Annotated in this window: 28 protein-coding genes and 2 pseudogenes; 5 read left to right on the top strand and 25 right to left on the bottom strand. The window is 58.5% G+C overall.

Annotation, left to right across the window (positions count from 1 at the left end):
* Nucleotides 1–20: 20 nt before the first annotated feature.
* A complete protein-coding gene (gene mobH, locus ACZRMO_RS20215; RefSeq protein WP_200656411.1) occupies nt 21–1,769 on the bottom strand; it encodes a MobH family relaxase in 1,749 nt (582 codons plus the stop codon).
* 239 nt (nt 1,770–2,008) lie between these two features.
* On the opposite strand from mobH, the gene ACZRMO_RS20210 reads away from it, so the two are divergent.
* On the top strand, nt 2,009–2,206 hold the full coding sequence (locus ACZRMO_RS20210; protein WP_008374360.1) for a DUF7740 domain-containing protein: 198 nt from the start codon (nt 2,009–2,011) through the stop codon (nt 2,204–2,206).
* A 107-nt stretch (nt 2,207–2,313) separates the two neighbouring features.
* Nucleotides 2,314–2,679 (top strand): annotated as a pseudogene (locus tag ACZRMO_RS20205) (histone-like nucleoid-structuring protein, MvaT/MvaU family).
* An 83-nt stretch (nt 2,680–2,762) separates the two neighbouring features.
* Here ACZRMO_RS20205 and ACZRMO_RS20200 read toward each other — a convergent pair.
* From ACZRMO_RS20200 to ACZRMO_RS20190, 3 genes are all read right to left on the bottom strand, one after another.
* Complete coding sequence (locus tag ACZRMO_RS20200; RefSeq protein WP_308936196.1) at nt 2,763–3,695, bottom strand: ArdC family protein; 933 nt, start codon at nt 3,693–3,695, stop codon at nt 2,763–2,765.
* A 98-nt stretch (nt 3,696–3,793) separates the two neighbouring features.
* Nucleotides 3,794–4,096: a hypothetical protein gene (locus ACZRMO_RS20195; RefSeq protein ID WP_200656409.1), complete on the bottom strand. Its 303-nt coding sequence runs from the start codon at nt 4,094–4,096 to the stop codon at nt 3,794–3,796.
* A 462-nt stretch (nt 4,097–4,558) separates the two neighbouring features.
* The gene (locus ACZRMO_RS20190) at nt 4,559–4,921 is read right to left on the bottom strand and encodes a DUF3085 domain-containing protein (RefSeq protein WP_004407534.1); all 363 of its coding nucleotides are present in this window, start codon (nt 4,919–4,921) and stop codon (nt 4,559–4,561) included.
* Nucleotides 4,922–5,350: 429 nt separating this feature from the next.
* On the opposite strand from ACZRMO_RS20190, the gene ACZRMO_RS20185 reads away from it, so the two are divergent.
* Nucleotides 5,351–5,713 carry a hypothetical protein gene (locus tag ACZRMO_RS20185; RefSeq protein WP_157213086.1) on the top strand — a complete coding sequence of 121 codons (363 nt, stop codon included), beginning with the start codon at nt 5,351–5,353 and terminating at the stop codon, nt 5,711–5,713.
* Nucleotides 5,714–5,724: 11 nt separating this feature from the next.
* On the opposite strand, the gene ACZRMO_RS20180 is transcribed toward ACZRMO_RS20185, so the two are convergent.
* The 5 genes and pseudogenes from ACZRMO_RS20180 to ACZRMO_RS20160 all read right to left on the bottom strand — a co-directional run.
* Nucleotides 5,725–7,263 (bottom strand): conjugal transfer protein TraG N-terminal domain-containing protein, encoded by a 1,539-nt coding sequence (locus ACZRMO_RS20180; RefSeq protein ID WP_200656407.1) that lies wholly within the window; start codon nt 7,261–7,263, stop codon nt 5,725–5,727.
* A gap of 4 nt (nt 7,264–7,267) precedes the next feature.
* Nucleotides 7,268–7,576, bottom strand: coding sequence for a hypothetical protein (locus tag ACZRMO_RS20175; protein ID WP_200656406.1), 309 nt, complete (start codon nt 7,574–7,576; stop codon nt 7,268–7,270).
* Nucleotides 7,576–8,958: an integrating conjugative element protein gene (locus ACZRMO_RS20170; RefSeq protein WP_234451201.1), complete on the bottom strand. Its 1,383-nt coding sequence runs from the start codon at nt 8,956–8,958 to the stop codon at nt 7,576–7,578. The genes ACZRMO_RS20175 and ACZRMO_RS20170 overlap by 1 nt, the downstream gene beginning before the upstream one ends.
* Entirely contained in the window at nt 8,955–9,926 is a 972-nt protein-coding gene (locus ACZRMO_RS20165; protein ID WP_234451200.1) for a TIGR03756 family integrating conjugative element protein, read from the bottom strand. The genes ACZRMO_RS20170 and ACZRMO_RS20165 overlap by 4 nt, the downstream gene beginning before the upstream one ends.
* Before the next feature lie 157 nt (nt 9,927–10,083).
* Nucleotides 10,084–10,448, bottom strand: a pseudogene (locus tag ACZRMO_RS20160) (ATP-binding cassette domain-containing protein); the annotation flags it as partial.
* 297 nt (nt 10,449–10,745) lie between these two features.
* Between ACZRMO_RS20160 and ACZRMO_RS20155 the strand changes: the two are divergent.
* Nucleotides 10,746–11,036, top strand: coding sequence for a hypothetical protein (locus ACZRMO_RS20155; RefSeq protein ID WP_308936195.1), 291 nt, complete (start codon nt 10,746–10,748; stop codon nt 11,034–11,036).
* Between the two features lie 75 nt (nt 11,037–11,111).
* On the opposite strand, the gene ACZRMO_RS20150 is transcribed toward ACZRMO_RS20155, so the two are convergent.
* The 3 genes from ACZRMO_RS20150 to ACZRMO_RS20140 form a co-directional block, all read right to left on the bottom strand.
* On the bottom strand, nt 11,112–11,423 hold the full coding sequence (locus ACZRMO_RS20150; RefSeq protein WP_200656405.1) for a DUF1330 domain-containing protein: 312 nt from the start codon (nt 11,421–11,423) through the stop codon (nt 11,112–11,114).
* An 82-nt stretch (nt 11,424–11,505) separates the two neighbouring features.
* The gene (locus ACZRMO_RS20145; protein ID WP_308936194.1) at nt 11,506–12,339 is read right to left on the bottom strand and encodes an enoyl-CoA hydratase/isomerase family protein; all 834 of its coding nucleotides are present in this window, start codon (nt 12,337–12,339) and stop codon (nt 11,506–11,508) included.
* 180 nt (nt 12,340–12,519) lie between these two features.
* Complete coding sequence (locus ACZRMO_RS20140; protein ID WP_200656403.1) at nt 12,520–13,359, bottom strand: SDR family NAD(P)-dependent oxidoreductase; 840 nt, start codon at nt 13,357–13,359, stop codon at nt 12,520–12,522.
* A 223-nt stretch (nt 13,360–13,582) separates the two neighbouring features.
* Between ACZRMO_RS20140 and ACZRMO_RS20135 the strand changes: the two genes are divergently transcribed.
* Entirely contained in the window at nt 13,583–14,482 is a 900-nt protein-coding gene (locus ACZRMO_RS20135; RefSeq protein WP_200656444.1) for a LysR family transcriptional regulator, read from the top strand.
* 119 nt (nt 14,483–14,601) lie between these two features.
* Here the strand turns inward: ACZRMO_RS20135 and ACZRMO_RS20130 are convergent, their stop codons facing one another.
* The 13 genes from ACZRMO_RS20130 to traD form a co-directional block, all read right to left on the bottom strand.
* A complete protein-coding gene (locus tag ACZRMO_RS20130; protein ID WP_200656402.1) occupies nt 14,602–17,340 on the bottom strand; it encodes a conjugative transfer ATPase in 2,739 nt (912 codons plus the stop codon).
* The gene (locus tag ACZRMO_RS20125) at nt 17,340–17,756 is read right to left on the bottom strand and encodes a TIGR03751 family conjugal transfer lipoprotein (protein WP_200656401.1); all 417 of its coding nucleotides are present in this window, start codon (nt 17,754–17,756) and stop codon (nt 17,340–17,342) included. The genes ACZRMO_RS20130 and ACZRMO_RS20125 overlap by 1 nt, the downstream gene beginning before the upstream one ends.
* A complete protein-coding gene (locus ACZRMO_RS20120; RefSeq protein ID WP_463973978.1) occupies nt 17,719–19,230 on the bottom strand; it encodes a TIGR03752 family integrating conjugative element protein in 1,512 nt (503 codons plus the stop codon). The genes ACZRMO_RS20125 and ACZRMO_RS20120 overlap by 38 nt, the downstream gene beginning before the upstream one ends.
* Nucleotides 19,220–20,035, bottom strand: a complete 816-nt coding sequence (locus ACZRMO_RS20115) for a TIGR03749 family integrating conjugative element protein (protein ID WP_200656399.1) — start codon at nt 20,033–20,035, stop codon at nt 19,220–19,222. The genes ACZRMO_RS20120 and ACZRMO_RS20115 overlap by 11 nt, the downstream gene beginning before the upstream one ends.
* On the bottom strand, nt 20,032–20,673 hold the full coding sequence (locus ACZRMO_RS20110) for a PFL_4703 family integrating conjugative element protein (protein WP_004407564.1): 642 nt from the start codon (nt 20,671–20,673) through the stop codon (nt 20,032–20,034). The genes ACZRMO_RS20115 and ACZRMO_RS20110 overlap by 4 nt, the downstream gene beginning before the upstream one ends.
* Complete coding sequence (locus ACZRMO_RS20105) at nt 20,670–21,071, bottom strand: TIGR03750 family conjugal transfer protein (protein WP_200656398.1); 402 nt, start codon at nt 21,069–21,071, stop codon at nt 20,670–20,672. Before ACZRMO_RS20105 ends, ACZRMO_RS20110 begins: the two co-directional genes overlap by 4 nt.
* Before the next feature lie 7 nt (nt 21,072–21,078).
* The gene (locus ACZRMO_RS20100) at nt 21,079–21,456 is read right to left on the bottom strand and encodes a TIGR03745 family integrating conjugative element membrane protein (protein ID WP_308936192.1); all 378 of its coding nucleotides are present in this window, start codon (nt 21,454–21,456) and stop codon (nt 21,079–21,081) included.
* Between the two features lie 18 nt (nt 21,457–21,474).
* A complete protein-coding gene (locus ACZRMO_RS20095) occupies nt 21,475–21,714 on the bottom strand; it encodes a TIGR03758 family integrating conjugative element protein (protein WP_200656396.1) in 240 nt (79 codons plus the stop codon).
* Nucleotides 21,711–22,037, bottom strand: coding sequence for an integrative conjugative element protein, RAQPRD family (locus ACZRMO_RS20090; protein WP_308936191.1), 327 nt, complete (start codon nt 22,035–22,037; stop codon nt 21,711–21,713). The genes ACZRMO_RS20095 and ACZRMO_RS20090 overlap by 4 nt, the downstream gene beginning before the upstream one ends.
* A gap of 119 nt (nt 22,038–22,156) precedes the next feature.
* Nucleotides 22,157–22,405, bottom strand: a complete 249-nt coding sequence (locus tag ACZRMO_RS20085) for a hypothetical protein (RefSeq protein WP_200656394.1) — start codon at nt 22,403–22,405, stop codon at nt 22,157–22,159.
* Nucleotides 22,406–22,529: 124 nt separating this feature from the next.
* The gene (locus ACZRMO_RS20080) at nt 22,530–22,991 is read right to left on the bottom strand and encodes a hypothetical protein (RefSeq protein ID WP_200656393.1); all 462 of its coding nucleotides are present in this window, start codon (nt 22,989–22,991) and stop codon (nt 22,530–22,532) included.
* A gap of 217 nt (nt 22,992–23,208) precedes the next feature.
* Entirely contained in the window at nt 23,209–23,937 is a 729-nt protein-coding gene (locus ACZRMO_RS20075; RefSeq protein WP_308936190.1) for a TIGR03747 family integrating conjugative element membrane protein, read from the bottom strand.
* Between the two features lie 36 nt (nt 23,938–23,973).
* The gene (traD, locus tag ACZRMO_RS20070) at nt 23,974–26,097 is read right to left on the bottom strand and encodes a type IV conjugative transfer system coupling protein TraD (protein WP_200656392.1); all 2,124 of its coding nucleotides are present in this window, start codon (nt 26,095–26,097) and stop codon (nt 23,974–23,976) included.
* Nucleotides 26,098–26,102: the final 5 nt, after the last annotated feature.

Below are 26,102 nucleotides of genomic sequence, written 5' to 3'. Positions count from 1 at the left end.
ATGGCAGGTGACACCCATCGCTACGTTTCGATCAAACTGAGAAATGGATTGTTTGTAAGCCCGTCTTGGCTGAGTTCTAGTGGATCTTTTATTAGATAGCCGTTCAGTTTTCCGCGCTTACGGGGACCTTGCACGTGGCAGGCCCAGATGTTCTCGCCGTTTGGCCTACGCCGGTGGATGTTCATTTTTTCAAATCCTTTTTGCACGCTTGGCCATGTTTCTGTCCTATCCAGGTGAGCTGCTCGCTCATGACACTCCATCGCGTAGCGTTGGAATATTCCCGGTGTTACTAGGAAGTAAGTATCGGTGACGGTATGCACCTTGGCCTGGCTGTCATTGATGATCAGCACATGGTCCCGAAGGCCGGCCCGCAACCACTCCAGGAAGTGTTTTCCAAGATCGTTGTTTTGCTCCGTGGTGTTCCGTGCGTTGGCCGGTGCGACACCCTGATCGGAATCTGGCATCTCAAACAGTTCCAGTAATGGCCCCAGATAGTCGCTGTCATCCGCTTCGGGTGGATAGATTCCTGGCGGCTCCGAACTCCGCGGATTGTGTGTCGAGGGCTGGCCTAGCGCGGGCGGGGAGGGGCAGTTTGGACCACTTGATGCTGATGGGTGAGTTTGGTCAGGTTCAGTATCAAGAACGGGGTCTACCGCCCCTAAAAATTCCGGTGGCCGGGTTTCATCCCGCCAAATGAGCGACGGTTGCAGTCGCAGGAAGGTGAATTGTTGCTGCCAATCACCGTCGACGACTGCCGCTCTCCAAACTGCCTTGCCTTCGCTGTTGGCCTCAACCAGTCCATGGGACTGGAGCTCGTCGAAGAGTGCGATGTTGGATGAAGGCACGCCATCAATGGACTGTGCCAGCAGGTAGGCTCTGACCTTGTCTGCGGCTACCTTACTGACCAGCCACAGGGCGTCCGCTGTGAGCCAGCCAGCAGCGCCGACCTGGTTGAGCTTCAACTCATTCTTCAGTAGATGGCGCAGTGCGCTAAGCAGATGATGCTGCAGCGACGTCACAGGCGCCAGCAGCGCTTTGGCGGGATTGCCGCCGATGTTCTGAGCGGTCGATATGCGGTCAGCCTGGGTGACCAGTTCGCCGAGTGTGCCGGCATGTTCGTACTGACCGGCTAGCATGTAGAGCAGGCTACTCCATAGCGCTGGGTAACCGCTGAGCCAGTCCAGAATGTCCCAATCGAGAATCTGAGTGAAGACCAGTCCTGCGGCCGCGTTGTGCAGTTTGTAGTCGCGACCGCTGACATAGCGAAAGCGGTAGGGATGTTCCAAGGGACCATGCCACGGATGCCAGCGCTGGCCGTTGAGGTACTCCACCTCTAAGTCGACGGCCACTTTGCCGATGTCGTGCAGGAGTGCCCCGTAGCCGATGGCTGCCGACCAGGCATCCGCTTGCACGGCCTGATCCTCGGGTGCGGCCGTGGCAGGCAGGAGGTGGGACTGACGCAACTTCAGTGCGGTGGCCACCAGTTCCAGGCCATGATCGAGCATGCCGCCGGCATAGGCGTGGTGATGGCTTTCACTGGCGGGGAGCAGTTGGACGTATTCGGCATAGCGTAACAGCGGCTGTCGGTAGAGCTGCTCGAACTGTTCCGGTGACAACGCGGTGTACTGCCAGATGCGTTCCATCAGCCGTTGACGGTGTGGTTCAGCCAACAAATGGGTGGGAGGGTGCACCGGCGTCCAGCCTACCGGTACCCCAGGAGCAGGCTCTGACGGTATAGGGCCCTTTTTCCGTTCAAACAGCTTGCGCATCAAGTCTCCACCGTTTTGGCAGGGCAGGGCCTTTTGGGCTTTTCGCGGATAGGCCTCTTACCCTTGATCCCCGTTCCCTTCATCCATTGACTCTTTGCCATTCCCTTTAACATGCTGGCCCCTTACCTTTTTAGTGCTATATCGGTATGCGTTCCGTCATTTTAAAAGTTGAACCACCTATGGGCGGCTGTTTCCTTTTCGGCGTAGAATCGTCCTATTCAGAAACATGAGGCGCAGTTGTGACGCTGAGTGATGCTACATTGATCCTGTTGCTGGCCGATCGCATTCACGGTACCGATGAGGCGATCCGGGCAGCCGCGAAGCGTTGCGTGAAGAAGTTGCCGCGGAGCAAACGTGAACTCATCTACAAGGTGGTGGATAGCTCAGCGCCCCGTGAGCTAGTCGCGCATCTGTGTGCGACGCTTGATATCGAGTAACGTTAGGGGCGTATGCGGAGCCATCGCCAATAGTCACAAACGTGTTGCCTCAGGATTTTCCCCTGATCTGTAGATTGTTATTAATTAATTGAGTATGAGGATTCATCATGTCGAAGCTGGCAGAGTTCAAAGCGCTGGAAGCACAACTGGCGGCGCAGTTGCAGCAGCTGGACCAGATGAAAAATGATTCGGGCCTTAAGCGCTAAATCGAGTTCGAGACCAAGCTTCAGGAGTTGCTCGCCGAATACAACGTCGGTCTGAAGCAGGTGATCGCAATTCTGGACCCCCACTACCGTGCAGCCCCGGCTTCGTCGACCGCTTCGGCCGTCAAGTCGCGCAAACCGCGTGAGCTTAAGCGCTACAAGAACCCGCACAACGGTGAAGTGGTCGAGACCAAGGGCGGCAATCACCGCACCCTGAAAGCTTGGAAACAGGAATTCGGCGGCGACACGGTTGAAAGCTGGCTGGAGTGATCCGGTAAAGCGGTTCTTTCCGAACTGCATGAACAACAAAGCCCAGCAACGCTGGGTTTTGTTGTTTTCGTGACACGCATCCTTCAAGCGCTTTGCGGCAGGTCCTCCTGTTTCCGGTGTTGCAGTTCAAGCAGAAAGTCCGCAGCATCACGGGCATGGCCGCTGGCGCGGAAGATCGCTCGCTTGTCGTCCTTGAGCAGTTTGAGCCATGAGGCGATATAGCCCTCATGCCGCAGTTCTCCCTGGATGCCGGTCAGGGCGCATAGAAACGCTGCGCCCATTTCCGCCACCAGTTCCTCAAAGGCATATTCGGTGGCGCCGAAGCGGTGCTGTCCGACGATGCCTTCGCGTTTGAGCCTTGAATGGTGACCCGTCCAATGGGTCAACTCATGCAGCGCCGTGGCGTAGTAATCGCCTTCAGTGTTGAACTGCGGTTTGGTCGGCAACTGAATGCGGTCGGCGATCGGCTGATAGAACGCCTCATCACCAGGACGGTGATCAATCCGAGCCCCCGAGTCGATCAGCAGTTGCTCTGCCAGGTCGTGGTTCACGAACGGCGAGCCTTCATCAGGGGCGATGGCCTCAACATCCAGGTTCTCGACATTCTCGGTCTGCTCGATGTTGAACAGGCAATGCGTCTTCAGGATCGCGAATTGCACCTGTTTGGCATTGCCCTGTTCATCCAGCACCGGTTGGCCGGTGTCGTCTTGCTGCTCGCGGCTCATCGGTTTGTACAGCACGGCCAAGGTCGCATGTTCATCCTTGCGGATGTGTCCGCCGGCCTTGCGCGCCTGGTTGAAAGTGAGCCATCGATCCTGCGTGTAGCCCTTCAGGCGTGCTTCAGCCCACAGCAAGGGGATGTTGATGCCTGAGTAGGCGCGTCCAGTGACGGCGTTGACAGGGAAGGGCTGGAGCGCCCCGTGGCGTGCGCGTGACCACGGCTTGATCCAAGGAATGACTCCTTGATCGAGCGCGGTGACGATTTTCTGTGTGACGTCGAGGTAGATATCAGACATGGCGTTCTCCAGGATTGAAGAGGGAACGCCTCCCGCTCGGGAAGTGTTCCCGAGCGGGTGAGGGTGGTGCAGTCGGTCAGGCAGAGCCTGAAGGTGGGTCAGTGATGCTCGTAATCGAGGGTAATCAGCAACGCAGGGTGCCGCGCCGGCGAGTGGATGACTTGCAGCAGCAGGGAGAGCGCCTGCGGTGGTTGGTTTCCCGGCATGGGTAACAAGACGTCGAAGCCGATGCTGGAGTCGTCAGGCCTCAGTTGATGCAGGCCCAATGCGGTACGGATCAACGAGCTCAGCCTCTGCTCCTGCAGATCGCTTTGCTCGCGCGGTGGATCAAGCAAAACGGCTTTCTCCCAGGCCAAAGCGGAGCAGATGACCGAGGGGGCAGGAGTGGTCTTCATGAGCATGGTGTGGCTTCCTGAAATGACCCTGCGCAGCTTCGTCCGCGAAGCCTTTCGCAGGATGATGAACAGATACGCGCGATGGGGAGGGGACCCCTGGACGCGGAATGGGCAGTACCGTCAGCAGACGCGAAGGGTAAGTAAGCGCTCATCACCGCGGGGTGACCGTGCGAGCTTCCGAACGCGAATCGCACTTGGGATGAACCGGTCACCGGGGTGACTCAACCTTGAAGGTTCGGGCTGTCTGGCTGCGGTTTGCAGCAGGGTGCAATCGAGTATTTAACGTTAAGCCGTGGGAGGGTCAACGCCATTGAGGCGAGACAAAAGGCCTCCCGTTCTACCGGATTCCATTGGCGAAATTTTTCGGCAGTTGGCCGACAAAAGGTCCATGCCCACGCACCGCTTTAGGTATTGGGTGCTGACCTCCGATCAAAGAAAAGCCCCTCGAAAGAGGGGCTGAAAAGCACGCTAGCGTTTTTTAGATGGCGTATTTTCCACCGCCAGGGTGATGTGTGTTTCGGTCGCTTCCAGGACCAGATCGCCGCCTGTTTCCCAGGCTCTGGCAAGGACGGCGTCCTGCGGGTCAAAGTACTCGGCGAAATCATCACCACCGAGTTCGGCGCGTGCTCTGCTCCACCAGTCGTCAAAGGCGTCGACCTCTGGGTTACAGCCTACGGCATACGCCAGATGCTTACGGGGGCCGTCGGCAACTTTCTCGCCAAACTCGGAGAGCAGGTACACGCCTTGGTCCTTGGCCAAGACGATACGGCATTGATGGGTGCGCGCCTCGAGCAGAACCGCGCGCAAGTCGGAGCCTTTGAATTTCAACATGACGGATGTCCTCGATAGAGTCGCGAGGGCATCTGTCCCATGGAGGGAGAAGATCCCTCACATGGAGTGGGTGTTGCTATGTGGCATGGTCGTGGACAAGCTAATGCCCACCAGGGGTGCATTTGGCGTTCATCACCCGAAGGTGACCGTGCGAGCTACCGAACGCGGATCGCACTTGGGCTGGACCATGACAGGGGTGACTTAGCCTTACAGGTCCTGGCTATTTGGGATGCTGGCTAGCCAGCGCATTGCACCTCTTAGATATCCAGGATGATCCGGCGCGTCAATGCTAATTCCCCGTGCCAGCCGGGGTAGCGTCCACAGAGCTCTATCTCGTTTCCCTCCGCTATGCAGACTGACGAGCGGTCAGACATGGACTGCGGTCCGGAGTAGTATTTTCATAACGAATATTCGGATGGGGCAGATCTCATGGCCATTCAGCAATCGAGTACTCCGCGCGCAATTCCGGCTATTGCTCAAAGCGCCGGCAAGGTTGCAGCAAAGCTCATTCGCGTAGCAAATAGGCTAGAAGCGCGTGCACTTGAATCGCCAAGCTTGGCCTTCATACCTCTGCCTGGCAGAAAGTATGCCTTCGCGCTCATAAAGTGCACTATCGTTATCTCGGCTGCGAGCTTCGCGATATCTGCCGCGATGGTGCTGCTCGGATTGTTCGTTCTTGCGGCGCTACCGACTTCTACACCGTCTGACTTGCCCACGGTGGACGATGTATCTCATCCAGAGCACCGCTTCTATCACCCAGAGCGATATGATGATTACGGATCGCTGAAATAATTCAGATAGGGTTATTTCAGCTTTTTTACCGCCCCCGTTATCTGTGCCGAGCCCTTCGCTCCTTCATTTTGTGCCGCACGGGAACCGTTGTTAAGCATCCCTTCCAAGCCGGCACCGACGTTGTATCCTGTCCAGCTCATGGCACCAAAAAATATCATGGGCAGAACGATAAACATCGCCCCCATCACGTACTCGATCACCTGTGCAGTAACCGTCCCATCCATCACCCCGGATGTTGGAAGGGATAACAGCACTTGATCCGTCGTCGAAACCTGGTTGTACAGGGCATCAAGCATGCTCGAGTCGATCCACCTTGCAAGCTCCCACCAGAAGGTCAACATGTGCAAGGTGAACAGCGCAAACGTCACCGTCATCACGGTCTTGAGCTGAAAGGTGCTGATTAAAAGCACCAACGGCAGGCTGATGACGGTCCCCATGATCAGGAACGCTTGAATCATCGGTAGCGCCGAGCGTAGTGCGTTCATCGCAGGGAAGTTGCTGAAGGATCCCAAGGCCAAGCCAGTGTTGGTTGCCAGATTGTTAAGTCCCTGGTTCACGGAACCACCACGTGCGCTCGCCCCATAGCTTTGATAGACCTGTCCGGGTGACATGGTCAGCGACTGTTGTTGCGGGCTCACAAGCTGGCGAAGCGTCGCGTCCTCTACTTCGCTCGCTGAGCTACCCGAGAGCCATCCCTTCAGGGATGTCCATAGCGTCGCATCCACCTGGTTCACCAAGCGATCGCGAAGCCCGATTTCGGGGTCGCTCCACCATTCACGACACCTCGGGTAGCCTGCACCGTTGGGAAGGCGAGCCAGTGAAGTGTCCCGTACGTCGTCATAGGGCCAATTCACCCGCGGCGTTCTCGACCGGTCGGTGTCGTAATAACCCGCGGTGTTCAGCAGGTAACTCGAGCCAATCCACGCAGCGTCGTAGCTTTGGGCCTTGTCCAGATCCGGCCGGTTCGTAAACATCCTCGACCTGGAATAGCCGTAGCAATCACGGGTAAAGTCGGCGACCTCCTGGAGCAACACTTGGTCATCGATGCGCGTGGCGTCGATGTCCATGCGCATCTGGCGAATATCGGGGGCACAGGGAATCGATGCGGTGGCCGCAGCCGTCACCCCTTTACTCAGGGTATGCACCAGAAACCACCAGATCGGTACGGTGGCTGATTTGTCGCCGATCGTATTGAACGTCGCCCCCCATGCGGTTTGTGCCGGTGTGGACAGCGATACACCGCAACGCTGGCTGTTCGACGCATCCAGTGTCATCGATGCCAGATTGATCGGCAGTATCGGCATGCAGCCAAACATCAGCGTGACATAGGCAAGCCACAATCGATTCTCTATCCGCGGGATTGAAAGCAGGCCCTTGTTGCCTTCGTCAGCGCCTTGCTGCCGTGCCGAGAGCCATTCCTGAAGGATGATGGCGGCAAAGGGGGCCGCGTAGAGACCCGTATCGACCAGCGTGTTCCAGATCCCGTTGTTGATGATCCAGGCCAGTAACGACAGGTAGAACTCGAGATAGCTGTTGGTACTCATGGTCATGGCGTCACCCTTGGATACGATTGAGCTCAACGAGCAGGATGCTGGCGAAACCCGCTAGGCCGGTGCGATCGAGCAATCGGCGCCGGGCAGGGTGTTGTTGTCGCTTCCGGTTCGCCCACCAGCCCGTGAATAGGGCGCTGTAAAGCAGTGCTCGGCCGATAGTCAGTCCGATCTCGAAACGCCTGGAGAACTCGCTCCAGCGGATGGCATCGCCAACGGTGCTCAATACGATCCATGCAATGAGGATGGCGCTAACGGAGGCTCCAATGGTGATGAGCACGGCGAGCAGCAGCGATCGAAGCGGTGATCGCATCACGGCCTCCCACGGGTTTTATCTGCTTGTTCCAGGCGGCCTGGTTCTGGATCACGCTGCTCAACGGTTCGAGAGCCGTCGGCCCCTCCGGCATGCCGATCGAGCACCAAGCTTGCGGTGTTGGTGGCCAACGACTGTCTGACCTGCAGCTCTGTCTGCAGCATCTGCACTTCACGATCCAGTGCGGAGATGTTTCTCTGCAGCGAGGATTGGGCGGGTGCGGCCGAAGCGACGTTAGGCTCGCGGCTGCCCGCGGCCAATGTGCGTTGGAGCAGGAGAGCTTCGTAGATCACCTTCGAGAGCGCCGTCTCACTGGCCAGCCGGCGCGCCAATACATCCTGGTCAGGATCGTCACGCAATCCTTCGATGACGCCGCGGGACACCGGCAACATCGGACTGGACACTTTCGCGAGATTTTCAGGAGATGGGTCGGCGTTTTGGGTGAGCAGTTGTTGGAGGCCTTCCAGATGCTGTTCGTAGGTCTCCTGAATCAGAGGAGAAAGACCAGCACCCGCCGTGCTGCGCAAGGTTTCGCAGTCATCGCAGGTGGCCACTTCCGTTTCGCCCAGCACGCGCGTCGCCCATTCTGACGCTTGTTCTGGGGATGACCAGGTTTGGCAGATGGCCCCGCCCTGGCAATTGCCCATGCTCGAGGTATCCTCGACCGATCGGTTGTGCAGCAGGTTGTAGCCTGCCCTGACCACGTCGGCGGTGACGTGGATCGCGCCTTGGGCATTGCCTCCGGCGCGCTGTCCACCGACCCAGCTCACTCCATTGTTGCCATTGCGGGTCTCGGTGTTGCGTACCGCCGTGACGGCGTCGCCGCCGCTCTGCTCCAGGTTGCTCTGCATTTCCTGATTCTTGGCTAACGCGCCCCAGCCCGCCTGATCGACCTTGTCGGCCATCTTTTCGGCCATGGCCTGACAGGTGAGTTTCGAGCGGTCAAAGTCGATTCGTCCCTGCATGACGCCGTTGCTGAGCAACTCATAGAGCCCTGGATTGGCGCGCTGAATGATCAGCGCTGGCAGCGACATGACCGCCTGGGTGGCGTTTTGGACAACGCTGCCCATGATCTGCTGGAACCCCTCGGTGGCGCCGTTGAGTTGGTTCTGCAAGGTGTTCGACAGGTTCATGTTGCCGCACATCATGTTGGCCCGCCACGAGACACCCACCCCGAGACCACTCGGGCGAAACAGCGAGGTCGGTGCGCCAGCTGCCGAGCCGCCACCGACCGTGTACATCACGCGGTCGTCAATGATTTCACCCTGATTCCCCAGTCGATAGTCACCCTCAGCCGCATGCGCGGAACGCTCGACGCCAATGCCGGCACACCCAAGCACAGTCGAGAAAAATAGCCTCTGAGCGATCAAGCAAAGGTTCATGAGTCGCCTCCTTCGAAGTCGATACTGAACAGGAAGGTCTGTCCCTCGCGCTTGCAGCAGCTGTATGGACGCCACAACGACCAGGCGTAGCCACCGTCTTCGCTCTGTAGGGCTTCGCTTGGGAAGACTGCGCAGGTCATTTGCAATTGCGGGTACAGCAACTGCCACTTGTGCGTGGTGATGTCGTTTTCTTGGATCGGCCCGGGAGGCCAATATCCGTCACGAGCGGCTGGCGTGAGTGGCAGGTAAACATGCGGCTGACCGCTTCGGGTGATTAAGTCGCCAGCGCGCTGGGCCATGACCGCCCCAGCCTTGAAGTCGTCGGGTTGCACCAGGAAGCCTTGGCGGGGATAGACATTGCCCCACATCTCACCGTTTGCCTGGCTGCCGATTTCGCGCATGCCAGGGAGCAACGACTCGGGGTACACCGACTCCGGGATGCCGTAGCGCCAGCCCAATGGATCCAGCGTGCTGAGGTAATAGGGCATGAAGGCGGTCGCGCCGCTTGGGCAGGCGTAACCGGACTGGGATGCCAGTTGAGTCGCTGCTGCGCCGCCGGGATGACCGATGCCGTCGACATTTTTAAAACGGGGGAGATTGTCGCGTAATGGATTGGGTGTTATCAGGTTTCCGCCGCCCTCGGAGCCGGCTATCGGGCTCGACAGCGGCGAGAGCTCGGCCCAAGGGTTGCCGCCGGTATCGGCATAGCTCGACACCACCAGCTCGGGAATGAAGTGTCTCACTTTGGTGGACGTGCGGACTTCGCAGCCAAAGCTGGTGCAAAACAACCAGAAGCAGATTCCGACGACGCGGTACTCCAAGCATTGCAGGGACGTAACAGATGATGTGATGCCTGCAGTAGTAAGTGCTAAAGCTTTGGTGCTGATACCAAGCAGTAGTAACGCACCGGCTTGGCGGAGTGCGCAGTGGCTTCGGAATTTTGTCTTGAGAGAAGGTGTTGCGTGCATTGGCTGACATCCTCAACAGCGGGTGTTGAAAGGCGTCAGCATCCTCGGAGGTGGGGCACGGAGAAGGATTTAAATTGAAGACGCGGACCCCGATTAACCGGGGAGAGATGCTCGTTGGATGTCGCTGCACAGAATTACTGAGCGAGCGTTACTCCACCTCGTCAAACAACATGTAGTCAGGCGACATGGCCAGTGCCCGAGCAATCGCCATCCGCTGTTGCTGGCCTCCCGACAGTCGTGATGGAAAGGCTGTTATTTTCTCACCCAGACCAACGTGCTTGAGCCGCTCGACGGCAATAGCTTCCGCGTCGTGCTTAGACTTTCCCAATACGTTGCGCGGAGCGAGCGTGACATTTTCCAGACGGTCAAATGCGGGAATGCATTCCACTGCTGAAAAACGATGCCGATTTTCTGCCGCAGCTTGTTCAGGTCCGTCTGCTTGGAGTGAGCGTGAACACCATCAACACTGATACGTCCGTGTTGAATTTCCTCGAGCCCGTTGATGTACATCAGCATGGTCGATCACCCTTCTCGAACTCCCACGCATAGTACTCGCCCTCCATCGAATGACGAATGTTGATGCAGTTTGCAGTTTGCCGTTTGATGGCGCTTGGCCAGCGAGTGCGCCAGGAGAAACCTAGCTGATGGTACTGTCCGGTGAGAGCTACCGAGTCGGATCGTTGATAGCGAAGATCGGCACTGTAAGACTTCGCGCACAGGGAACTGGGCTCCTCGGGCGCCGGTCTTCACAATGCTCGGCTCCTCACGTAACATTATCGGTCATACGGCATTTAGCGCACTGGTTATCTAGGAGATCCTGTGTCGTTACCTATCACTGCACGACAGTTGAACGCCTTGCGCGCATTGCAGCGGGTGAATCCGGACCTTGGAGATTTAGCCTCGGCCGTGGCGCTCGCTTTTGATGCGTCAAAAGTCGATAACCCTGAATTGGCCCGTCTCATCCTTGAGAAAACGTGTCGCAGGATGGCGGCGGGGCAAATAGGAAGTGCGGAAGCGCTTATTAACCACCTAGAACACTTTGCGACGCTTCGGTGCCTATCTTCCGCTCAAGTGAGCGAGTTCTCTGAACGTATACGAAAATTGGCTTGAGCCTGGCCCCAGCTTGCTGCTCGTATTCTGCCGGTCTTCAAACTCGTCCGAGGTTGACCGAGGATACGCTTGCGCTCATGTGGCCGAAGCGATCAACCCCGGCAGCCCTTCCACGATGAACACGCGGTATTCAGCACCCTTCAATCGATGCTTAAGCGCCGCTTGGTACAGAGGGCTATCGTAGGCAGCCTTGGCCTGCGCGAGGGTTGGAAACTGGAGGATAACGGCACCATCTACTGGCGAGCCTTCAAGTGTTTCAACAGCTCCGTAGAAAGCCAGTGGCGTGACTGGATGGCCTGCCGATGCGGCTCCCGCGCTTTCCTCATATTTTTTGAATTCTTCTGGATCGGTGATCCGATCTCTGACGTAGACAACGTAAGCGGTCATGGTGAGTCCTCGATGGATTCGAGCGCCGCAGGTCGGTTTTGACTGCTGCTCACGGTGGGTTGCGGGTCAATTACAAGAGCAATCAAGCAGCAGGCAAATCGCCAAGCCGTTCGGCAAAGTTCAGCTCAAACTCACCGACTTTCCCTAGCCCCGCGTCGAGCATTTTTGTGAACGCGCTTTGAGCTTCAGGCCACAGGTCTACACCCCGCAGGATATGGTTCGACATCCATAGATCGCCCTCAGAGGGAACGCCTGCACGCGCATTTACCATTTTCTTGCCGGTCTCCAGAGCGCGCTTCTCGAAGCGTCCCATGCGGTGCGCGAGCGCATCGACGAAAGCATCAAGCTCTACGTCTGGGAGGGCGCGGTTCACAAAGCCATAGCGCTCACCGATGTCAGCGTCGAAATCGTCAGCACTGCAAACGATTTCCAATGCGCGTGAACGTCCGACCAGTGCGCTGAGCCATTCGACGCCGCCACCGCCTGGAATCGACGAACCGCCCACTTCGATCAACGCGAATTTTGCGTGCTCCTTGGACGCGAAGCGCATGTCGCAGGTCAATGCAAATTCGAAGCCCTGAGCACGTGCCCGGCCACGCACTTTGGCGATGCTGATTACGAACGACTGCGCAAGGCGTGTGACCCACTTAGGCCAGTTACCAAAAAATGGCATTGCACCCGGTTGATCGGGAATGGTCAGCCGATTTTCGACATCGTGGTGATTCATGAAGAAATCTGGATCGGCACTCTCAAACACAACGACCTTGAGGTGCTCGTCCTTCTCGATGTTGTCCATCAGCACGTTCAACTCAGCAAATGTCGTCGGATCGAATAAGGCGAGCGGCGGATTGTTGAAGATGACGCGCCAGTAGGCTTGGGATTCAGCAATGATAGTCAAGCGGTTAGCAGTGTTCATAAATGCTCTCGGCTGTTGCGATCCTATGCGAGATCGTCGATTTCAAGAAAAGCCGCCCGTTCAGGCGATGTGAACAAACGAATAAATGAAAAAAGGCCACTACCCATCGGGATGAAGTTCGTCGGTAATGGCCTAAGCAGCGGCGGCATATGATCCTCCCTCCGTGCTTTGAAATTTCCCTTACCAGCCTTGGGCCGCCGCTGACACTTCACGCCAGTCGTTCCAAGTGGCGAGCCGGCTTTGATAGGCGCCCGTCAGCTGCTCGACGGCTCCAGCGCCCAACGCGATTCGAAGCGGTGGCTGGGAGCTATCCACGACTTTAAGAAGCGCATTTGCGGTTGCTTCCGGATCACCAAACGCGTAGCCCTCGAACGCTTGGCTCAAGGCATCCCGTACAGGCTGATAGGCTGCGATAGCGTCTGAATATTTGGCAGATGACGCGTTGTTGAAATCTGTGGCATAGCCCGGCGGTTCGATGAGCGTGACGCTGGCACCGAAAAAACCTGCTTCCTGTGACAGAGCCTCAAACAGGCCTTCAACAGCGAACTTGGATGCGCTGTAGACTCCGAAAGTGGGTGCTGAGAACACGCCCAACACACTCGATACCGCGAGCAGATGGCCAAAGCCTTGGGCACGGAAGATCTGCATCGACGCCTGAGCCAGCCACATCGTTCCGAAGAAGTTGGTATCCATCTGAGCTCTGGCCTCGGCTTCGGATATCTCCTCTACCGCGCCTTGGTGACCATAGCCAGCATTGCTCAGCACAATGTCTATGCGGCCGAAGTGCTCGTTGACCGTTGTCACAGCTTGCAACACAGCCTCGCGGTCGGTGACGTCAAGGCGCAGAGGCAATACGGCGCCTGCGTACTTTGCTACCAGGGGTTGGAGGGATGATATATCGCGTGCGCTGACAGCAACTTTATCTCCGCGCTCCAGTGCTGCGATGGCCCACACACGTCCAAAACCACGGGATGCCCCGGTGATGAACCATACTTTTTCGGCAGACTGCGAAGGATTCATTTGATCTCCATTGCGTCACTCCAGCGAGCGACTTTTGGGAAAGACGCCCAACCCGCTATGACGTTGTGGTTAACCACAATCGTAAAACCGTATTGAGTGTGTGCCTGTTGAAAAGAGCAGCTGTCTCGTTATGTCGACCATGGTATGCCGTTGACCACATTCGATTAAGGCAGGTAACGTGCATAACACTGATGACAGAACCGTCATTAATGCGGAGGTAGTTTTGGAAACGTTGAGTGGCTTGGAGATATTCGTCGAGACGGCACAGAGCCAGAGCTTTGTCGCCACAGGCCGGAAGGTCGGGATCTCGGCCTCAGCCGTCAGCAAAAGCATTTCCAGACTTGAGGAGCGGGTAGGCGTCCGGCTGTTTCAACGGAGTACGCGGACCGTCCGGCTGACTTCCGAGGGTGAAGTTTTTCTGGAAAGATGCAGGCGTATCCTCAGTGAAATTCAAGCCGCTGAGGATGACCTATCCGCCATGACTTCATCGCCTCGCGGCCGGTTGCGCGTTGGCTTGGCGCTGGTAGCTGGATTGCCGCTTCCAGTCATTTCCGGTTTCATGGAACGTTATCCCGAAATCGAGCTGGACCTCGATTTCACGGATCGTCTGGTGGACGTTATCGACGAAGGGTTCGATGTCGTCATCCGTGGAAGTGATCTTCAGGATTCACGACTGATGTCACGGCCGCTCGGACCATACCGATCATGCCTGGTCGCTTCCCCAGGCTATCTGGAGAAGCGCGGCATACCGAAAACACCAGCGGATCTGCTGAACCACTCCTGCCTCCATTACCGCTGGCAAAACTCGGGCAAGCTCTACCAATGGCCCTTTAAGGCATCACCCGCACGCCAGTCCGGTACCGCTCTTCCTGTGACGATGGTTTGTAGCAATGTCGAGGCTTTGATCTACCTCGCAGAGAACGGCCGCGGGATCACGTGCGTTCCAGATTTTGCGGTCAAGCAAGGCGTGGCAGATGGTCGGTTAGAAACGGTGCTCGACTCTAGCCTGGTAGGCGGTAGCAATTTTCATGTTGTATGGCCTAGCAGCAGGCAAATGGCGCCTAAAGTACGTGCCTTTGTAGACTTCGCGGTAGAGCATTTTTCCAAGGGACTGGTCAGCTAGTTGCTGGCGTCATCAGTATCGCATCGGCGCCAGCTCAACGGTTGAATCCACAACCGATAGCCACCTATCGCAATCCTCGACGAAGCGCCCTCGATTTTTTGCCAGAACTAATCCGGCCGCTAATAGATACCCCGGGCTGTATCGATTTTCCCCGCGATGCGGATGGCCGCGCTCAGTTCGGAGCAGTGCATCGCCTGCATTTCCTGCCAACGCTGCGCCTTTTCCTCCGGCTCCGTCATAGCTAACGCCAGGTACAAGCTCGGTGTGACTGCACGAAATAGAGTCTCGACTTTCTTCGATAGGATGACGCCTTCGGTGTACTTGCCGGACGCTTTACTGGCGGTTAGCAAGAGCGCTTTCTGTGCGGGAGTAAGCTTCTTGAACCGCGCAATCTCCTCAATTTCAGCCGGCGGCATGTTTAGGCATACCCACCATTCGATCATGTTGAGCATGGTCTGTGCAGCATTCGGAAAGTCCACCAAATTCTGTGTCGCGAGCCAAAACCATGCCCCGAGCTTGCGCCACATTTTGGTCCCCTTCACCACGAATGGAGCGAGGAGGGGATTCTTGGTAATGATGTGCCCCTCGTCAGTCACCATGATGATCGGGCGGCCAAGATATTGGTCACGCTCGGCAAGATTGTTCACCGTGTTCATCAGGCTGATGTAGCTGATCGACATTTGTGCCTCGTATCCCTCTCGGGCATAGGTCGCGAGGTCGACGATGGTCACATCGCTCTCGGGCCACGGTGTGCCTTCGCGGTCAAACAGCTCACCTTCGAATCCCTGACAGAACAGATCGATGGATTCAGCCATCTCCTGAGCTCGGTCACGGCGTTTGTCAGGCAAGAGCGTGTTGCCGGCAACGTGTTGCAGTGCATCACGGATATGCCGCGTTCTGACAGGTGTCCGGGTCACCTGGCAAGCCCTCGCTGCATCCAGAATGCATTCACGGATAAGACTACGATCGGCGCGGGTGAGCCGAGCATCCTCTTTGGCTTCACCGCCCGTGATCATTAGCCTCGCGGTGATCTCCAGTTCGCCCAGGACATCGCGTTGTTCATCGCTGTCATCTTCAGCTTCATCCAGATCCTCAACTGCCAGAGAGGCCACCTTGTGCGGTTCCTCGACCAGGCGCCGCGCATCAGCGAACGGCGCTAGGCTGACGCCGGTACCGGGCTTGAGCTGGATCTTGTTGACCGACAGGCCGAGTGTCGCAAAGTAATCACCCTGCAGCCCAAAGGAATTTCCCGCCTCAACGATAAACAGCCGCGGGCGGTAAATCGCCATGACCTGCATCAGAAGCGAAACGAGGGTGGCCGACTTGCCTGAGCCCGTCGGGCCGAACAACAGCAGATGAGCGTTCATGGCACGGTCGTGGCGTGACAACGGGTCGACGGTCAGTGGCGCGCCGCCGCGGTTAAAGAAAGTGATCCCTGGGTTGCCGGTACCGATGCTACGGCCCCACAGGGGCAACAGATTGGCCAGGTGCTGGGCAAACATCAGCCGGGTATACCAATTGCGTTTGTCCAGGATCGGGTTATAGCTCATGGGCAGCCAGCGCAGATAGCTGTTACAGGCGGCCACCTCGTCACCTTCGCGCACAGGTTGAAGCCCCGCCGCCAGTAAGACGTTAGCCGCCTGAATCGATCGCTGATGCAGTTCGCGATCGTCTTTACCTCGAAGGTAGAGCGCCAGCGTTCCCCGGTAGAGTTTGTGCTGCCGGCCGATGATCGCACGCGCTTGCTCAACGTCCTGTCGCGTTTGAGTGGAGGCGAGGTTCTCGCCAATCGCCTTGTGGGACAGGCGATTGAGTTGTTCCTCGAGCACGTCCTGCGGAGTCACCACCATGGTCAAACTCATGATGGTGTCGTCGGGCAATTGGTCGAAGAGCGCGTTCAAGGCCTCACCTTTGCGGGTTTCGCCGGTGACCTGGCCGATGTGTGGCGGCTTGCGAAGTTTGTCCACCACTATGACCCGGTGGGGCTGATTGTCGAAGTACCATCGTCCGTGATCCACATCAGACCGAGGTTCGTTGTGGAACAGTCGCTCAGTGAAGTCATGATCGAAGGGTAATTCCAAGGATTCGCCGTCAGACGTCTCGGGATAGGGGACACGGGCGTAGAAGTCAGCGGGCGCCTCATCGGTCAGCGTTGGTGCGGGATTGAACCAAGGCAGAAGCCAGGCGTAGAAAGCTTTACCGTCCACACGCCGTGGTGCAACACCGCAGGCCTGCAGTGATGCCGATATGTGCTCGCAGGCGCGCTCCAGAGATGCGACAGGCGACCCTACGTCATCGTCTGAGCTCTGCACGCGGCGGTAGATCACCAAGCGAACGCGACGATTGCTGCCTCGCCATGGCAGGTGCGAGACAACCGTGTCCTCGAACAGTCCTCCGGGTTTGGCAATGGCTTTGAGATGTTGCCGGGTCAGTTCAAGGTAGGCTTCGGTGAAGGCCGTTCCGCGGGCGCTCGGCTGGATGTAATCCGACAGCCTTTGCAGGTACGGCGAGAAGTCGCTTTCGTCCTGGCAAAAGAACTGCACCACCCAAGGCGCACGATCCAGCTCCTCAAAGCTGTCCTGCAGCGCATCTTCAAGAGCATCACGCGCGGTCATTAGCCATTCTGGTTCTCGCCCCTCTGTGCCAATGGGCGTCAGCTCGAATGCGGCACCGACGGAACGGTTGTCGTCGAGCAAAAAGCATTGGCCTTCTTCGAGGTATTCCACCCAAGGAAGGTGGTCCGTGAAGCTGGGATTATGCTCATAGAACTTTGACTCGTCGCCCTGGGTGGCGCGGCGACGCCGGTCATCGCGCCAGGGCTTCCAGAAGGGCCGAGGGTCTGCTTGATCCTCCGCCATCACAGGTCATCCACGCGTTCGCCGGGCTGCGCATACTGCACCGTGCGATAGAGCGGAAACACTGTCGAGTACCCCGGCACCGGCGCCTGCTCGGAGCCGCTCAGGTGCGGATAGACATAGAGCACGAGGTCCGGATTGGGCAGCCGAGGGAATAGATTGTAAATCTCGGTTTTAGCCGTGCGGGTGTAACTGGCCTGCTCACCGGCATTTGAGGAAGGATCCACCAGCGGGCGTCTTAGCGCGCTGCGTGCATCGAACAACTGCTGCTGGGTGCCGATAGATCCAGCACTGTTCCAGATATCCATCATGGTCTGCTCTCCGTGGGGCAGCATGGCTTCCTTGTCGGTAGAGCATCCAGCCAAAAATACCAGCAGCAGGCTAGTCGAGATCCAGTGACGAAACCGATGTGCTTGCATGGTTCACCCTCCGGCCCTTGGGCTCGTAGTCGATTGCGATCTCATGGTCCAGGTGCAGCGCCACCTTGGCCGACGGCGGCACATAAACCGCGGCAAAGGCTTCGCCATAGAGCTTGTTGACCCACTCGCGAATATCGCTGATGCCACCGCTGAGCACCGAGTTCAAAGCGCTGTTGCCGTTGCTCTGAGACATGCCCAGCGCCGTGCTGCCTGAACTGATCACGTTGGTGCTGTTCTGCTCATTGCTTAGCACCGAGGCCAGTCCGGCGCCGGCGGCGGTGATCAGGCTCTGGCTGCCCAGATATTGCTGCGCGTTGGAGCGGCGCTCGCCGGCGATGCAGGGGACGCCATAAGGATCCGAAAGAAAGCCCAGGCCGCCGCGAATTTTTTCGGTGTTGCTGGACTGTGTTGCGGCCGTGTTACGGTTGACCACTGCTTGCGGCTGCGGGACGGTGCGCACCGTGCCGTCTTGGAAAACGAAAGTAATCGACTCGACCTGTCCGCGTACGCATGAAAGCGTCCAATCACCAGAAGCGGTCCCGCTCATGACCGCTCCTGCCACGTCGGGCAAATCGATGCCATTAGCGGTGAGGTTCTCCGGCCCGACCAGCACCTTGAAGGGGTAAGGGTCGTTGACGGTACCGTCCACTGGCACCCGGCCGATCAGTGCGGTCATCGCTACCGATCCCATGAGGGTCGAGTTTTCGGGAATGGTGTAGACGGGGCGGGCGTCCTCGGTGCGGTCGGTCTTGCCGTCCAGGTCGCGCTCGCCCTTCGAGCTGGCGCGGAGTTGTTTTTGGCCACGATTGATGGCGTTGTCTTTCAACCCGTCGAGCTTGAACTGCGAGGGAAGGTTGGACAGCGCAATCGAGCCCTCGCTGGGCTTGGCGGAAGCGGCTCTGTCCGAGGGTTCGACCCAGCGCATGGCATCATTCTCGCTGGCCGCTGACTTGAATCGGTCCCCATCGCCGGGCTCGAGGCCAAATCCCACAGGCAGATCATCGTTCTTTCCCCCCAATCCGGAGAGTTGATCCTTCAACTGGGATAACAAAGACTTGGCCTCGCGGTTGTCCTGCTCGGCTTTCTGGCGTGCCGCATCGGCTTGCTTGCGCTCCTCGCTGACCTGCTGTGTCACGCTGCCGAGTGCTGATTGAATACGGGTATCGATGCTGCCTTCGCGTGTGCGCAGACGATTGTTCTCCGATTGCAGGGAGTCGTTGCTTTTCTTCAGTGACAGCATCTCGGTGCGCATCGCTTTGACCTGTCCCACCAGCGTTGCGACCGTGTCGCGGGGGGTGTCACCGGCGATGCCCAGGGACTTCGCTTGGTCAGCGGTCAGTTGCACCGGCTCCGCTTCCGCTGAGACGGTAGAGCTGGAGGTTGGGGCATCGCTGACCCAGGAGCGGAGAATAATCAGCACCACGGCCACCAGGGCGCCTGGTACGAGCCACTTCAGCAGTGCGTTAGCCTTCATGGTCGTCACCTGCAGGCGGGGTCGGTGGCAGCAGAACGGCTTGATCCAGGCCACTGCCGCGCGTAACCAGATAGGCGACGGTGGTGTCTTCGGCGGTCCCGGATCGACCCAGTGTCGAGTGTTGGAAAGCAGCACCGAACAATTCAGCTTGCAGTTCGCGCGGATCCAGCTCGATAACCTGAAGGCTTAGATTCTTGATCTTCACGGCGGTTACCCAGAAGTCATCGAGTCGCCAGGCGGACAGCGGGGTGATCGCAACGTGTTGGGTGGGAAGCAAATGGCGCAAATCGGTGGGGACCTTCAACGTCATACGTCGAACGCCGGGAAGCGGTTCGACTGTGCGCAAGGGCGCATACAAGTTTTGGGCGGCGTAACGGGTCAGGGCGACGGGAACGGGCGTACGCTGCGGTGGACGTTCGGATCTACCTGTTCCATCGGCTTCAGTGGCCGAAGATGTGGTCGCGATTTGAATGGGTTCCAAAGCGCGCTCGCCGGGTTGAGCGTCCACATCCAGCAAAATGATTTCGCCGGTGCTGATCGATTGCAGTTGGAGCCGCGTTGGCCCGATCGAGTCAGACGGCAGCAGATACACCGTGCCTCCGATCGACTGCACTCGCAGCTTGCCGGCAATGCCCCCCGGCAGGCCTACCCGGACGTCCTGGTCGACAAAAATAATGCGTTCCTGTCCGACGATGAGGGGTACGGCGATCGGCAGGCGGTCCCATTGTTTGACCTCGACGGCCTGGGCGCCAGTGCTGATCCCCAGGCACAGCGCTAGCAGAGCGCGCCACGAATGTGGGTTCATGAATCACCTCCCGGCAATATCAGCTTCTGTGGTGTGCCTTGGTAACAGTCGAGTGCCAGGCCCCACTTGTTCCGCTCCGGATCGATGTCAAAGCGGATGACCCGCAATGGATAACGCACCACAACGCGCTTTACCGGTTCCGCGGCGTAATACTCGTCGGCGTTCAGATCCAGTTTCACCAACCAGGAATCTGCGTCGAGTTGGGCGACCCGCAACTCGGGGTCGTCGCTGTACCCGCGGCCAAGCACTTCATAAACCCCCCGCACTCGATCGCGCAGTTCGCCGGCGGCCTTGCGAAACTCGAAGTCGCCTTCCAGGAACGTTCTGCACGAAGGTGTCAGGTAGGACTGCAAGGCATAGATGGCGCGTTGATAATCAGCTTCGCCATCCGTGGGCCAACGGTTGAGCTGGCCGAAGATGTACAGCGCAAACGAATAGATGTTCTCGGGAGGGACGTCCCACCATTTGCGCGTGCTGCCTGAGCGCAGGTCCGGCGGCACATGCACCGTCAGCGAGGTCGGCGCAGACTGCCAGCCATACCACAGGCCGGCGCACACGAGGGTCAGCGCAATCACCCCCATGCGTAGACTGATGATATGGGCCTGCTGGGCATCCACTTTGTTGCGGAATCGGCTCATGGTCTGGGTCCTCGCAGGCGGCGCGTACGGCGAACCGTCCAAGGGCCGGAATGGATTACCAGTGCCTCCTGGCCGATGTGCCAACGAATTGCCAACTGCCATTGCAGGTTGCGGTACAGCCAAGTCTCAGGGCGTGCACGCTTGGCGCGGCGCAGCAGGGTGCCGCTGACCAAGAGGATGATCGCCATGCCGACGATCATTCCCGTGGGCGCCATGGCGATCGACGCGGTGACGATCGCCAGCGGCACGCCGAAAACGAGGCCGATCACTGCGCCGGCACCCAACGATACCCACATTTCGTCGTTGGTGAGCCCACGCAGTACGGCAGGATCGCGGTTCAAACGCTCTGGCAGGAAGCTCAAGGTGCCATCTGCCAGGCGAGCGATATCGTCACTCATGTGGGCCTCACAGAATGGTGGCGGCTTTGTCGAGGAACCAGAGAATGATCACCACCAACAGAGCGCCGATCCCGACCACCGCGCCCAGATCCTTCCAGGTCTTGCGCTGGTTTTGCACATCGGCGTAGACCGTCAGGGAGTGCCAGGCGACACCCAGAAAGGCCAGTACAGCAATGAGCAGCCCGATCATGATACCGCCGTCATAGGCGTAGTTCTTGATAGTTTCGATCAGGCCGCCGCCCTCCCCGCGAGAGGGCGCTTCCATGGCGGGCAACTCGGCCAACGCCATACCCGGCCCCAAAATCAGGACCAGACCGAAAGCTTGCTGCTTGGCTTGTATGTAGCGGGATTTGATCAGCGCAGTGTTGAGGACGGTGGGGATCATGGCATTACCTCCAGGGCATCAGGACAACGTGAAAAACATCAGGACCAACAATGCGACGGACACGCGGGCAGCGCTGCCGCCCAGTGCCCCGAAACTCACATGACCCGCCGCCCAGCCTCGGTAGCCGGTCCACAACGCCCAGCTACACCACAGCAGAGCGATCACCAGCGTCAGCGAGATCCAGAGCCCAGAGCTCAGTTGCGGGGTATAGCCGGCGGCGCCCTGAAAGGCTGCGGTTTGCGCCTCAGTCATGCTCATGGCGGTGACTCGCGGGCGGGCTCGGCGGCGTAGTCGCCGATCAGTTCGGTGGGATCGGCAGGTTGGGCACGGCGAGGGGACAGATAATCCTGGAGGCCTGCCTTGATACGCTGAAGGTCGTGGCGGAACCTGGGGTAATCAAACCGGTAGCGCGCAGTTGAGTTCGACGATTGGTCGGCACGCTGCGCAATCTGATTGATCGCTCGGATTTGCTGGATGATGAGGTCCAGTTCTGCACGTTCGTCGCCGGCATACGCCATCGCATTGAGCGATGCCATCGCAACGAGGCTGAGCAGCACGGTTCGGGGCTTCAGAGCAGGCATGAGACAGATCTCAGATAAGACTGGGACCTAGGCTCTTGGAATGGGGAGTCGCAAGCATTCGTTTAATCGAATACAGGGCTATCGAATTGGGGGCAGGGCTTTCGGTGTAGCGGTGATGCTCAATGGAGAGTCGGCAGCGGGGGTAGACGGGAGACCATCCGATTAAGCAGCCCCACAGGATCATCCGGGACGATTTCCATGAACTGCCGCAATTCCCTGAGCGCGAGCCGATGGCGGTCATCCTGACGCAACCAAAGCCTCAACGACTTGAGTCGCCGACGATCACCGGGCGCCTGCAGCACACCATCGCAAAGTCGCATCGCACGATCTCGCATGCTATCGGTGACGCGTTCAAACTCGTCGCTCATCTTAATGAATTCCAGCAGTTGCCCAAGGCGGCCCAGTTACTAGAACATTGAACCATAGGCGAATGGCCGATGGTACGCGAGTATCAGCCCCCTCCGGCTAGCATCAATGTGGGACGCCTTTCAACTACCGCGAACCAGGGCTGCAAGGCCGATGATTTGCATCCGTAACCAGTGCTTTGGCGTTGTCACCGGACGCGATAGTCGTCGCGTAATCCATCATGACGGCTTCCACCCGCACGACTTCGACACAACTCACGTTACGGTCTCGGATTGACGTCACTTTTTCAAGAGGGCCAGTGCTTTGACCGCGGTTTATGGGCCCCAGAATTTCGATACTTTCGTCCGCCATGCTTGCCTTCGTACCGTCCGTAGTGTACGCAGCCACGAATACGCGCAGCGTCTTCAGGGTTCGCGGAAAACTGTTCTTGATCGTGATTTGCACCTCCAACTGTCCGCTCGCAGGGGCGACGCTGGATGTCAGCCGTGTGATCGCGACCGGGAACGCCGCGGAGGTGCCTTGCGGGATGGACTGGCTGGCGCACGCGCCTAGCAGCAAGCAGCTGATCGTCGTCAGGATGTGTTTCATGTGAGCCTCTGTGATGGATGCTGTGTGAGTCCCCGATGGCTAACAAGGGAAGGTGGATGCTGAAAAGCCTAGCACCGCGAGCTCCGTGGGGACGTCGGGCTGATTTATCGACTAGCGTGCTGAAACCTTTAAGTTAAATTCGAGATAAGGGTGGATGGGCACATACAGTGGAAAAGCTCATGTGCCGCATCCCATGGTGAGGGGCCTGTGAGGGGCTTTAAAGATACTTTTTGAATGTCGAGGCAGTGATGGCAATCATGATCCCTAGCAGAGCTGCGCAGGGCACTAGCACCCACAGAGGATTTACCGTGATGGGGAATGACAAATAGATAATCCAGGGCAGGAACATCAGCGGAACAAGAGATCGTTTGGCACGGTGGTAGATGAAGCTGCTTTCGCGTCCGGCGCCGAACTTTCTCAAGTCCCGGCGCATCAGTCCGTCGACCAAGCCCGTCAGTGTCGCGAGCAAGAACAGTGGCGTCGCCAAGCTCAGGACGGCCAGGCGCAACGCAAAGGTCATTGTCGTGTAAACCGCGGCTAGGATGTAGTCCTTGGTGAGAACATATACGCCACCGACCCACGCCCAGAAGCTATCGGATTGCCTGATCTCGCTGGCGCGAGCATCCAGGCGCGCTAGCCCGGTTCCCTCGATGAGCCACTCCTCCAGAAGCGTCAAAGCCTTCAGCGTCGCTGCTCCAGGTTGTTCAACAATGAGCGAGTTCTTGAAGTGGCTGCTGAGCCACGCGAGCTCGCTGTCGAGCATCGCGTAACTGTGGTGCCAGCCTTGCTCCGGCCAGAACCAGATCAGCCCTATGTATTCCATGATGATCGACGCCAGCAGGGACATGAAGAGCAGTCCGATGATCTTCAGCACGCCGGCAATGAACGACATGATCAGGCCAGGACTTTGCTGCGGTGGGGCCTGCCGCGGCAGATCGGCACTCATAGCACTAGCCGCGTGCAGAGGGACTGTGCAATACCGCTATCCACGGCGGCGTCCTGGCGGGGATTGCTCTGGGTCATAGTCCACGGTCGGACCACCGCCGCTGGCGGTCCACCACTTGTTCGCGTGGGCGTTATACGCCGCACGCATGCGGGTGGCCAGTTCCTGCAGGTCCTTGGGCATGGCATCGTCATCCGCCGGTTTGGGCAGGGGCATGCGCACCTTCCAGAGCTGTCCGCCTTCCTGGAAGGAAAACATTTGGCCCTTGGGCAAACTGACGATGTGCGCGGGCTCGATCAGCGGCACGGCAGTAGTGCTGACACGATCCTGGGATGAGGACGTGAAATCGGTATGGGCATCAGGGTCAGCCGTATCAGTGGCTCCTGAGACCAGCGTACGGGTCTGCACATTCACCTTGGGCAGTTGGTGGGTGAGCAGCTCGGCGGTCGCGGTCTCGCGCACACGAAGCATTTGCAGCGTGTTGAAGTTGCCGATGACCTGACCGGCCTTGGCGCGATTGCCGATCCTGGCTTCGATATCGCTCAAGGTCTGGGTATAGGCTGTCACCTGGATACCGGCGCCACCGCCCTTGTTGATCAGCGGAATGAACTCGTCGCCCATCAGTTCGTTGAACTCATCGGCGTGCAGATTGATCGGGAGTTTTTGCCCCGAGGCATCGGCACCGGGGAGTCCATGGTCGACGCCATGTTTGTAGATATGACCCGCGACCGACACCAGGTCGGCGAACATGGAGTTACCCACTGCCGCAGCCACTTCGGCATCGGTAAGGGCATCCAGGCCAACGTAGACGATGCCGCGTTTGCGGATGATCTGCATCCAATCGAAGATCGGCCGCGGATCTTCCAGGTCGGTGTAGTTGGGGGCCAGCAACTGCGCGGTCTTGCCGCTGGTGAGCTTTTCTAGCAACGGCAGCAGGGAAGCCACGATCTTGTCGAAGTAGGTGCGGTCATAGCGTACCGCCGAGCGCAGACCATCCATGACCGGATCAAAGATGCGCTTGGCGGCCAGGTATTGCTCGATCGCTACCACACGCTTTTCGCGCCCGACCATGTGCCGCGGGATGTTCTTCTCGTTGAGCTTGCCCTCGAGCTGCACAATGGCTTCCCAGGCACTGGCATCATGTCGGGCAAAGAACTGCTGGGCGTACTCGATGAACAAGGCGTCGATGTTCACCACGTGCCGCTGGATCTGCAAATAGTCCGGCCTTCGGCCCAGCTCGACCAGCGCACGGGCGATGATGTTGACGAAGCGCCAGGCAAACTCGCGAAACGCCGCGGAGTTGCCTTCGCCGCTCAGTTGGCCAGCGATACGAGTGGCCACTTCAGAGATGCGGCCGAAACGACCGACTGCGTTGTAGCGCGCGGAGATGTCTGGCCAGCCCAGGTGAAAGACATAGAACTCCTTTTCACGACCGGCCCTGCGCGACTCGACGTACATGCGCTTGAGCAGATCGGCATCGCCCTTGGGGTCGAACACGATCACCACTTCGGGCGCTTTTCGGTGGATATCCTGGGTGATGTACACCTCTGCCAATCGCGTCTTGCCGACCCGGGTGGTGCCCAAGACCAGAGTGTGTCCTACGCGTTCGCCCAGCGGGAGGCTAACCTCGGTCTCATTGGGCTCGACCCCATGCAGTAGCGGCGAGCCGCCCACAGGCGGCAGCGGTCTGACGGGGTTGAGGGCGCTGTCCCAAGCGGTGGCGCGGCCCAGCAGGGTGAGCGGATAGGGCGCCCATTCCAGGCGCTTTTCGAGGTGCCTAGCCATCCGATGGGGCAACGATTGGTTCACGTAACGGGCGACATCCGGATCCTGAGCTTCGACCAGGCGCTGTGTGTGCAGGCGGGTCCAGCGAAAGCCCCTGCCCATGAACAGCCGTTTACGGCTCACCGGTATTTGGCGGCTGGTCAGCTCGTAGCGGGGCAGGCGCCGGATATTGCGCCGGTAGCGCAGCACCATGCGCGCCTCATTGAGCCGCTTGAGGCCGAAGGCTGTGTAGGCCATGGCCATCCCGGCGCCGATCTCCGGGGAGAGCGCGACAGCCCAAGGGGAGTGCAGGCACAGCGCAGCGGCCCCACCGCAGACCGCCACGGTGTAGAGCTCGACGGCGGGGCGTAGCAACGACTCCATCACGTGATCGGCCATGACGG

It is taken from the genome of Pseudomonas sp. B611 (assembly GCF_055407965.1).
The sequence above is the reverse complement of the archived record's forward strand: the minus strand, read 5'-3'. Positions and strand labels throughout refer to the sequence as shown.

Coding starts and splice junctions, on each gene's coding strand:
- ACZRMO_RS20075 (WP_308936190.1), bottom strand. CDS start 23,937: ATGAGTGCCGATCTGCCGCGGCAGGCCCCACCGCAGCAAAGTCCTGGC.
- ACZRMO_RS20150 (WP_200656405.1), bottom strand. CDS start 11,423: ATGACCGCTTACGTTGTCTACGTCAGAGATCGGATCACCGATCCAGAA.
- ACZRMO_RS20200 (WP_308936196.1), bottom strand. CDS start 3,695: ATGTCTGATATCTACCTCGACGTCACACAGAAAATCGTCACCGCGCTC.
- ACZRMO_RS20145 (WP_308936194.1), bottom strand. CDS start 12,339: ATGAACACTGCTAACCGCTTGACTATCATTGCTGAATCCCAAGCCTAC.
- ACZRMO_RS20080 (WP_200656393.1), bottom strand. CDS start 22,991: ATGAAACACATCCTGACGACGATCAGCTGCTTGCTGCTAGGCGCGTGC.
- ACZRMO_RS20120 (WP_463973978.1), bottom strand. CDS start 19,230: ATGAAGGCTAACGCACTGCTGAAGTGGCTCGTACCAGGCGCCCTGGTG.
- ACZRMO_RS20095 (WP_200656396.1), bottom strand. CDS start 21,714: ATGAGCATGACTGAGGCGCAAACCGCAGCCTTTCAGGGCGCCGCCGGC.
- ACZRMO_RS20105 (WP_200656398.1), bottom strand. CDS start 21,071: ATGAGTGACGATATCGCTCGCCTGGCAGATGGCACCTTGAGCTTCCTG.
- ACZRMO_RS20115 (WP_200656399.1), bottom strand. CDS start 20,035: ATGAACCCACATTCGTGGCGCGCTCTGCTAGCGCTGTGCCTGGGGATC.
- ACZRMO_RS20090 (WP_308936191.1), bottom strand. CDS start 22,037: ATGCCTGCTCTGAAGCCCCGAACCGTGCTGCTCAGCCTCGTTGCGATG.
- ACZRMO_RS20085 (WP_200656394.1), bottom strand. CDS start 22,405: ATGAGCGACGAGTTTGAACGCGTCACCGATAGCATGCGAGATCGTGCG.
- ACZRMO_RS20140 (WP_200656403.1), bottom strand. CDS start 13,359: ATGAATCCTTCGCAGTCTGCCGAAAAAGTATGGTTCATCACCGGGGCA.
- ACZRMO_RS20165 (WP_234451200.1), bottom strand. CDS start 9,926: ATGCACGCAACACCTTCTCTCAAGACAAAATTCCGAAGCCACTGCGCA.
- ACZRMO_RS20190 (WP_004407534.1), bottom strand. CDS start 4,921: ATGTTGAAATTCAAAGGCTCCGACTTGCGCGCGGTTCTGCTCGAGGCG.
- ACZRMO_RS20130 (WP_200656402.1), bottom strand. CDS start 17,340: ATGGCGGAGGATCAAGCAGACCCTCGGCCCTTCTGGAAGCCCTGGCGC.
- ACZRMO_RS20185 (WP_157213086.1), top strand. CDS start 5,351: ATGGCCATTCAGCAATCGAGTACTCCGCGCGCAATTCCGGCTATTGCT.
- mobH (WP_200656411.1), bottom strand. CDS start 1,769: ATGCGCAAGCTGTTTGAACGGAAAAAGGGCCCTATACCGTCAGAGCCT.
- ACZRMO_RS20195 (WP_200656409.1), bottom strand. CDS start 4,096: ATGCTCATGAAGACCACTCCTGCCCCCTCGGTCATCTGCTCCGCTTTG.
- ACZRMO_RS20100 (WP_308936192.1), bottom strand. CDS start 21,456: ATGATCCCCACCGTCCTCAACACTGCGCTGATCAAATCCCGCTACATA.
- ACZRMO_RS20170 (WP_234451201.1), bottom strand. CDS start 8,958: ATGAACCTTTGCTTGATCGCTCAGAGGCTATTTTTCTCGACTGTGCTT.
- traD (WP_200656392.1), bottom strand. CDS start 26,097: ATGGCCGATCACGTGATGGAGTCGTTGCTACGCCCCGCCGTCGAGCTC.
- ACZRMO_RS20125 (WP_200656401.1), bottom strand. CDS start 17,756: ATGCAAGCACATCGGTTTCGTCACTGGATCTCGACTAGCCTGCTGCTG.
- ACZRMO_RS20180 (WP_200656407.1), bottom strand. CDS start 7,263: ATGACCATGAGTACCAACAGCTATCTCGAGTTCTACCTGTCGTTACTG.
- ACZRMO_RS20110 (WP_004407564.1), bottom strand. CDS start 20,673: ATGAGCCGATTCCGCAACAAAGTGGATGCCCAGCAGGCCCATATCATC.
- ACZRMO_RS20175 (WP_200656406.1), bottom strand. CDS start 7,576: ATGCGATCACCGCTTCGATCGCTGCTGCTCGCCGTGCTCATCACCATT.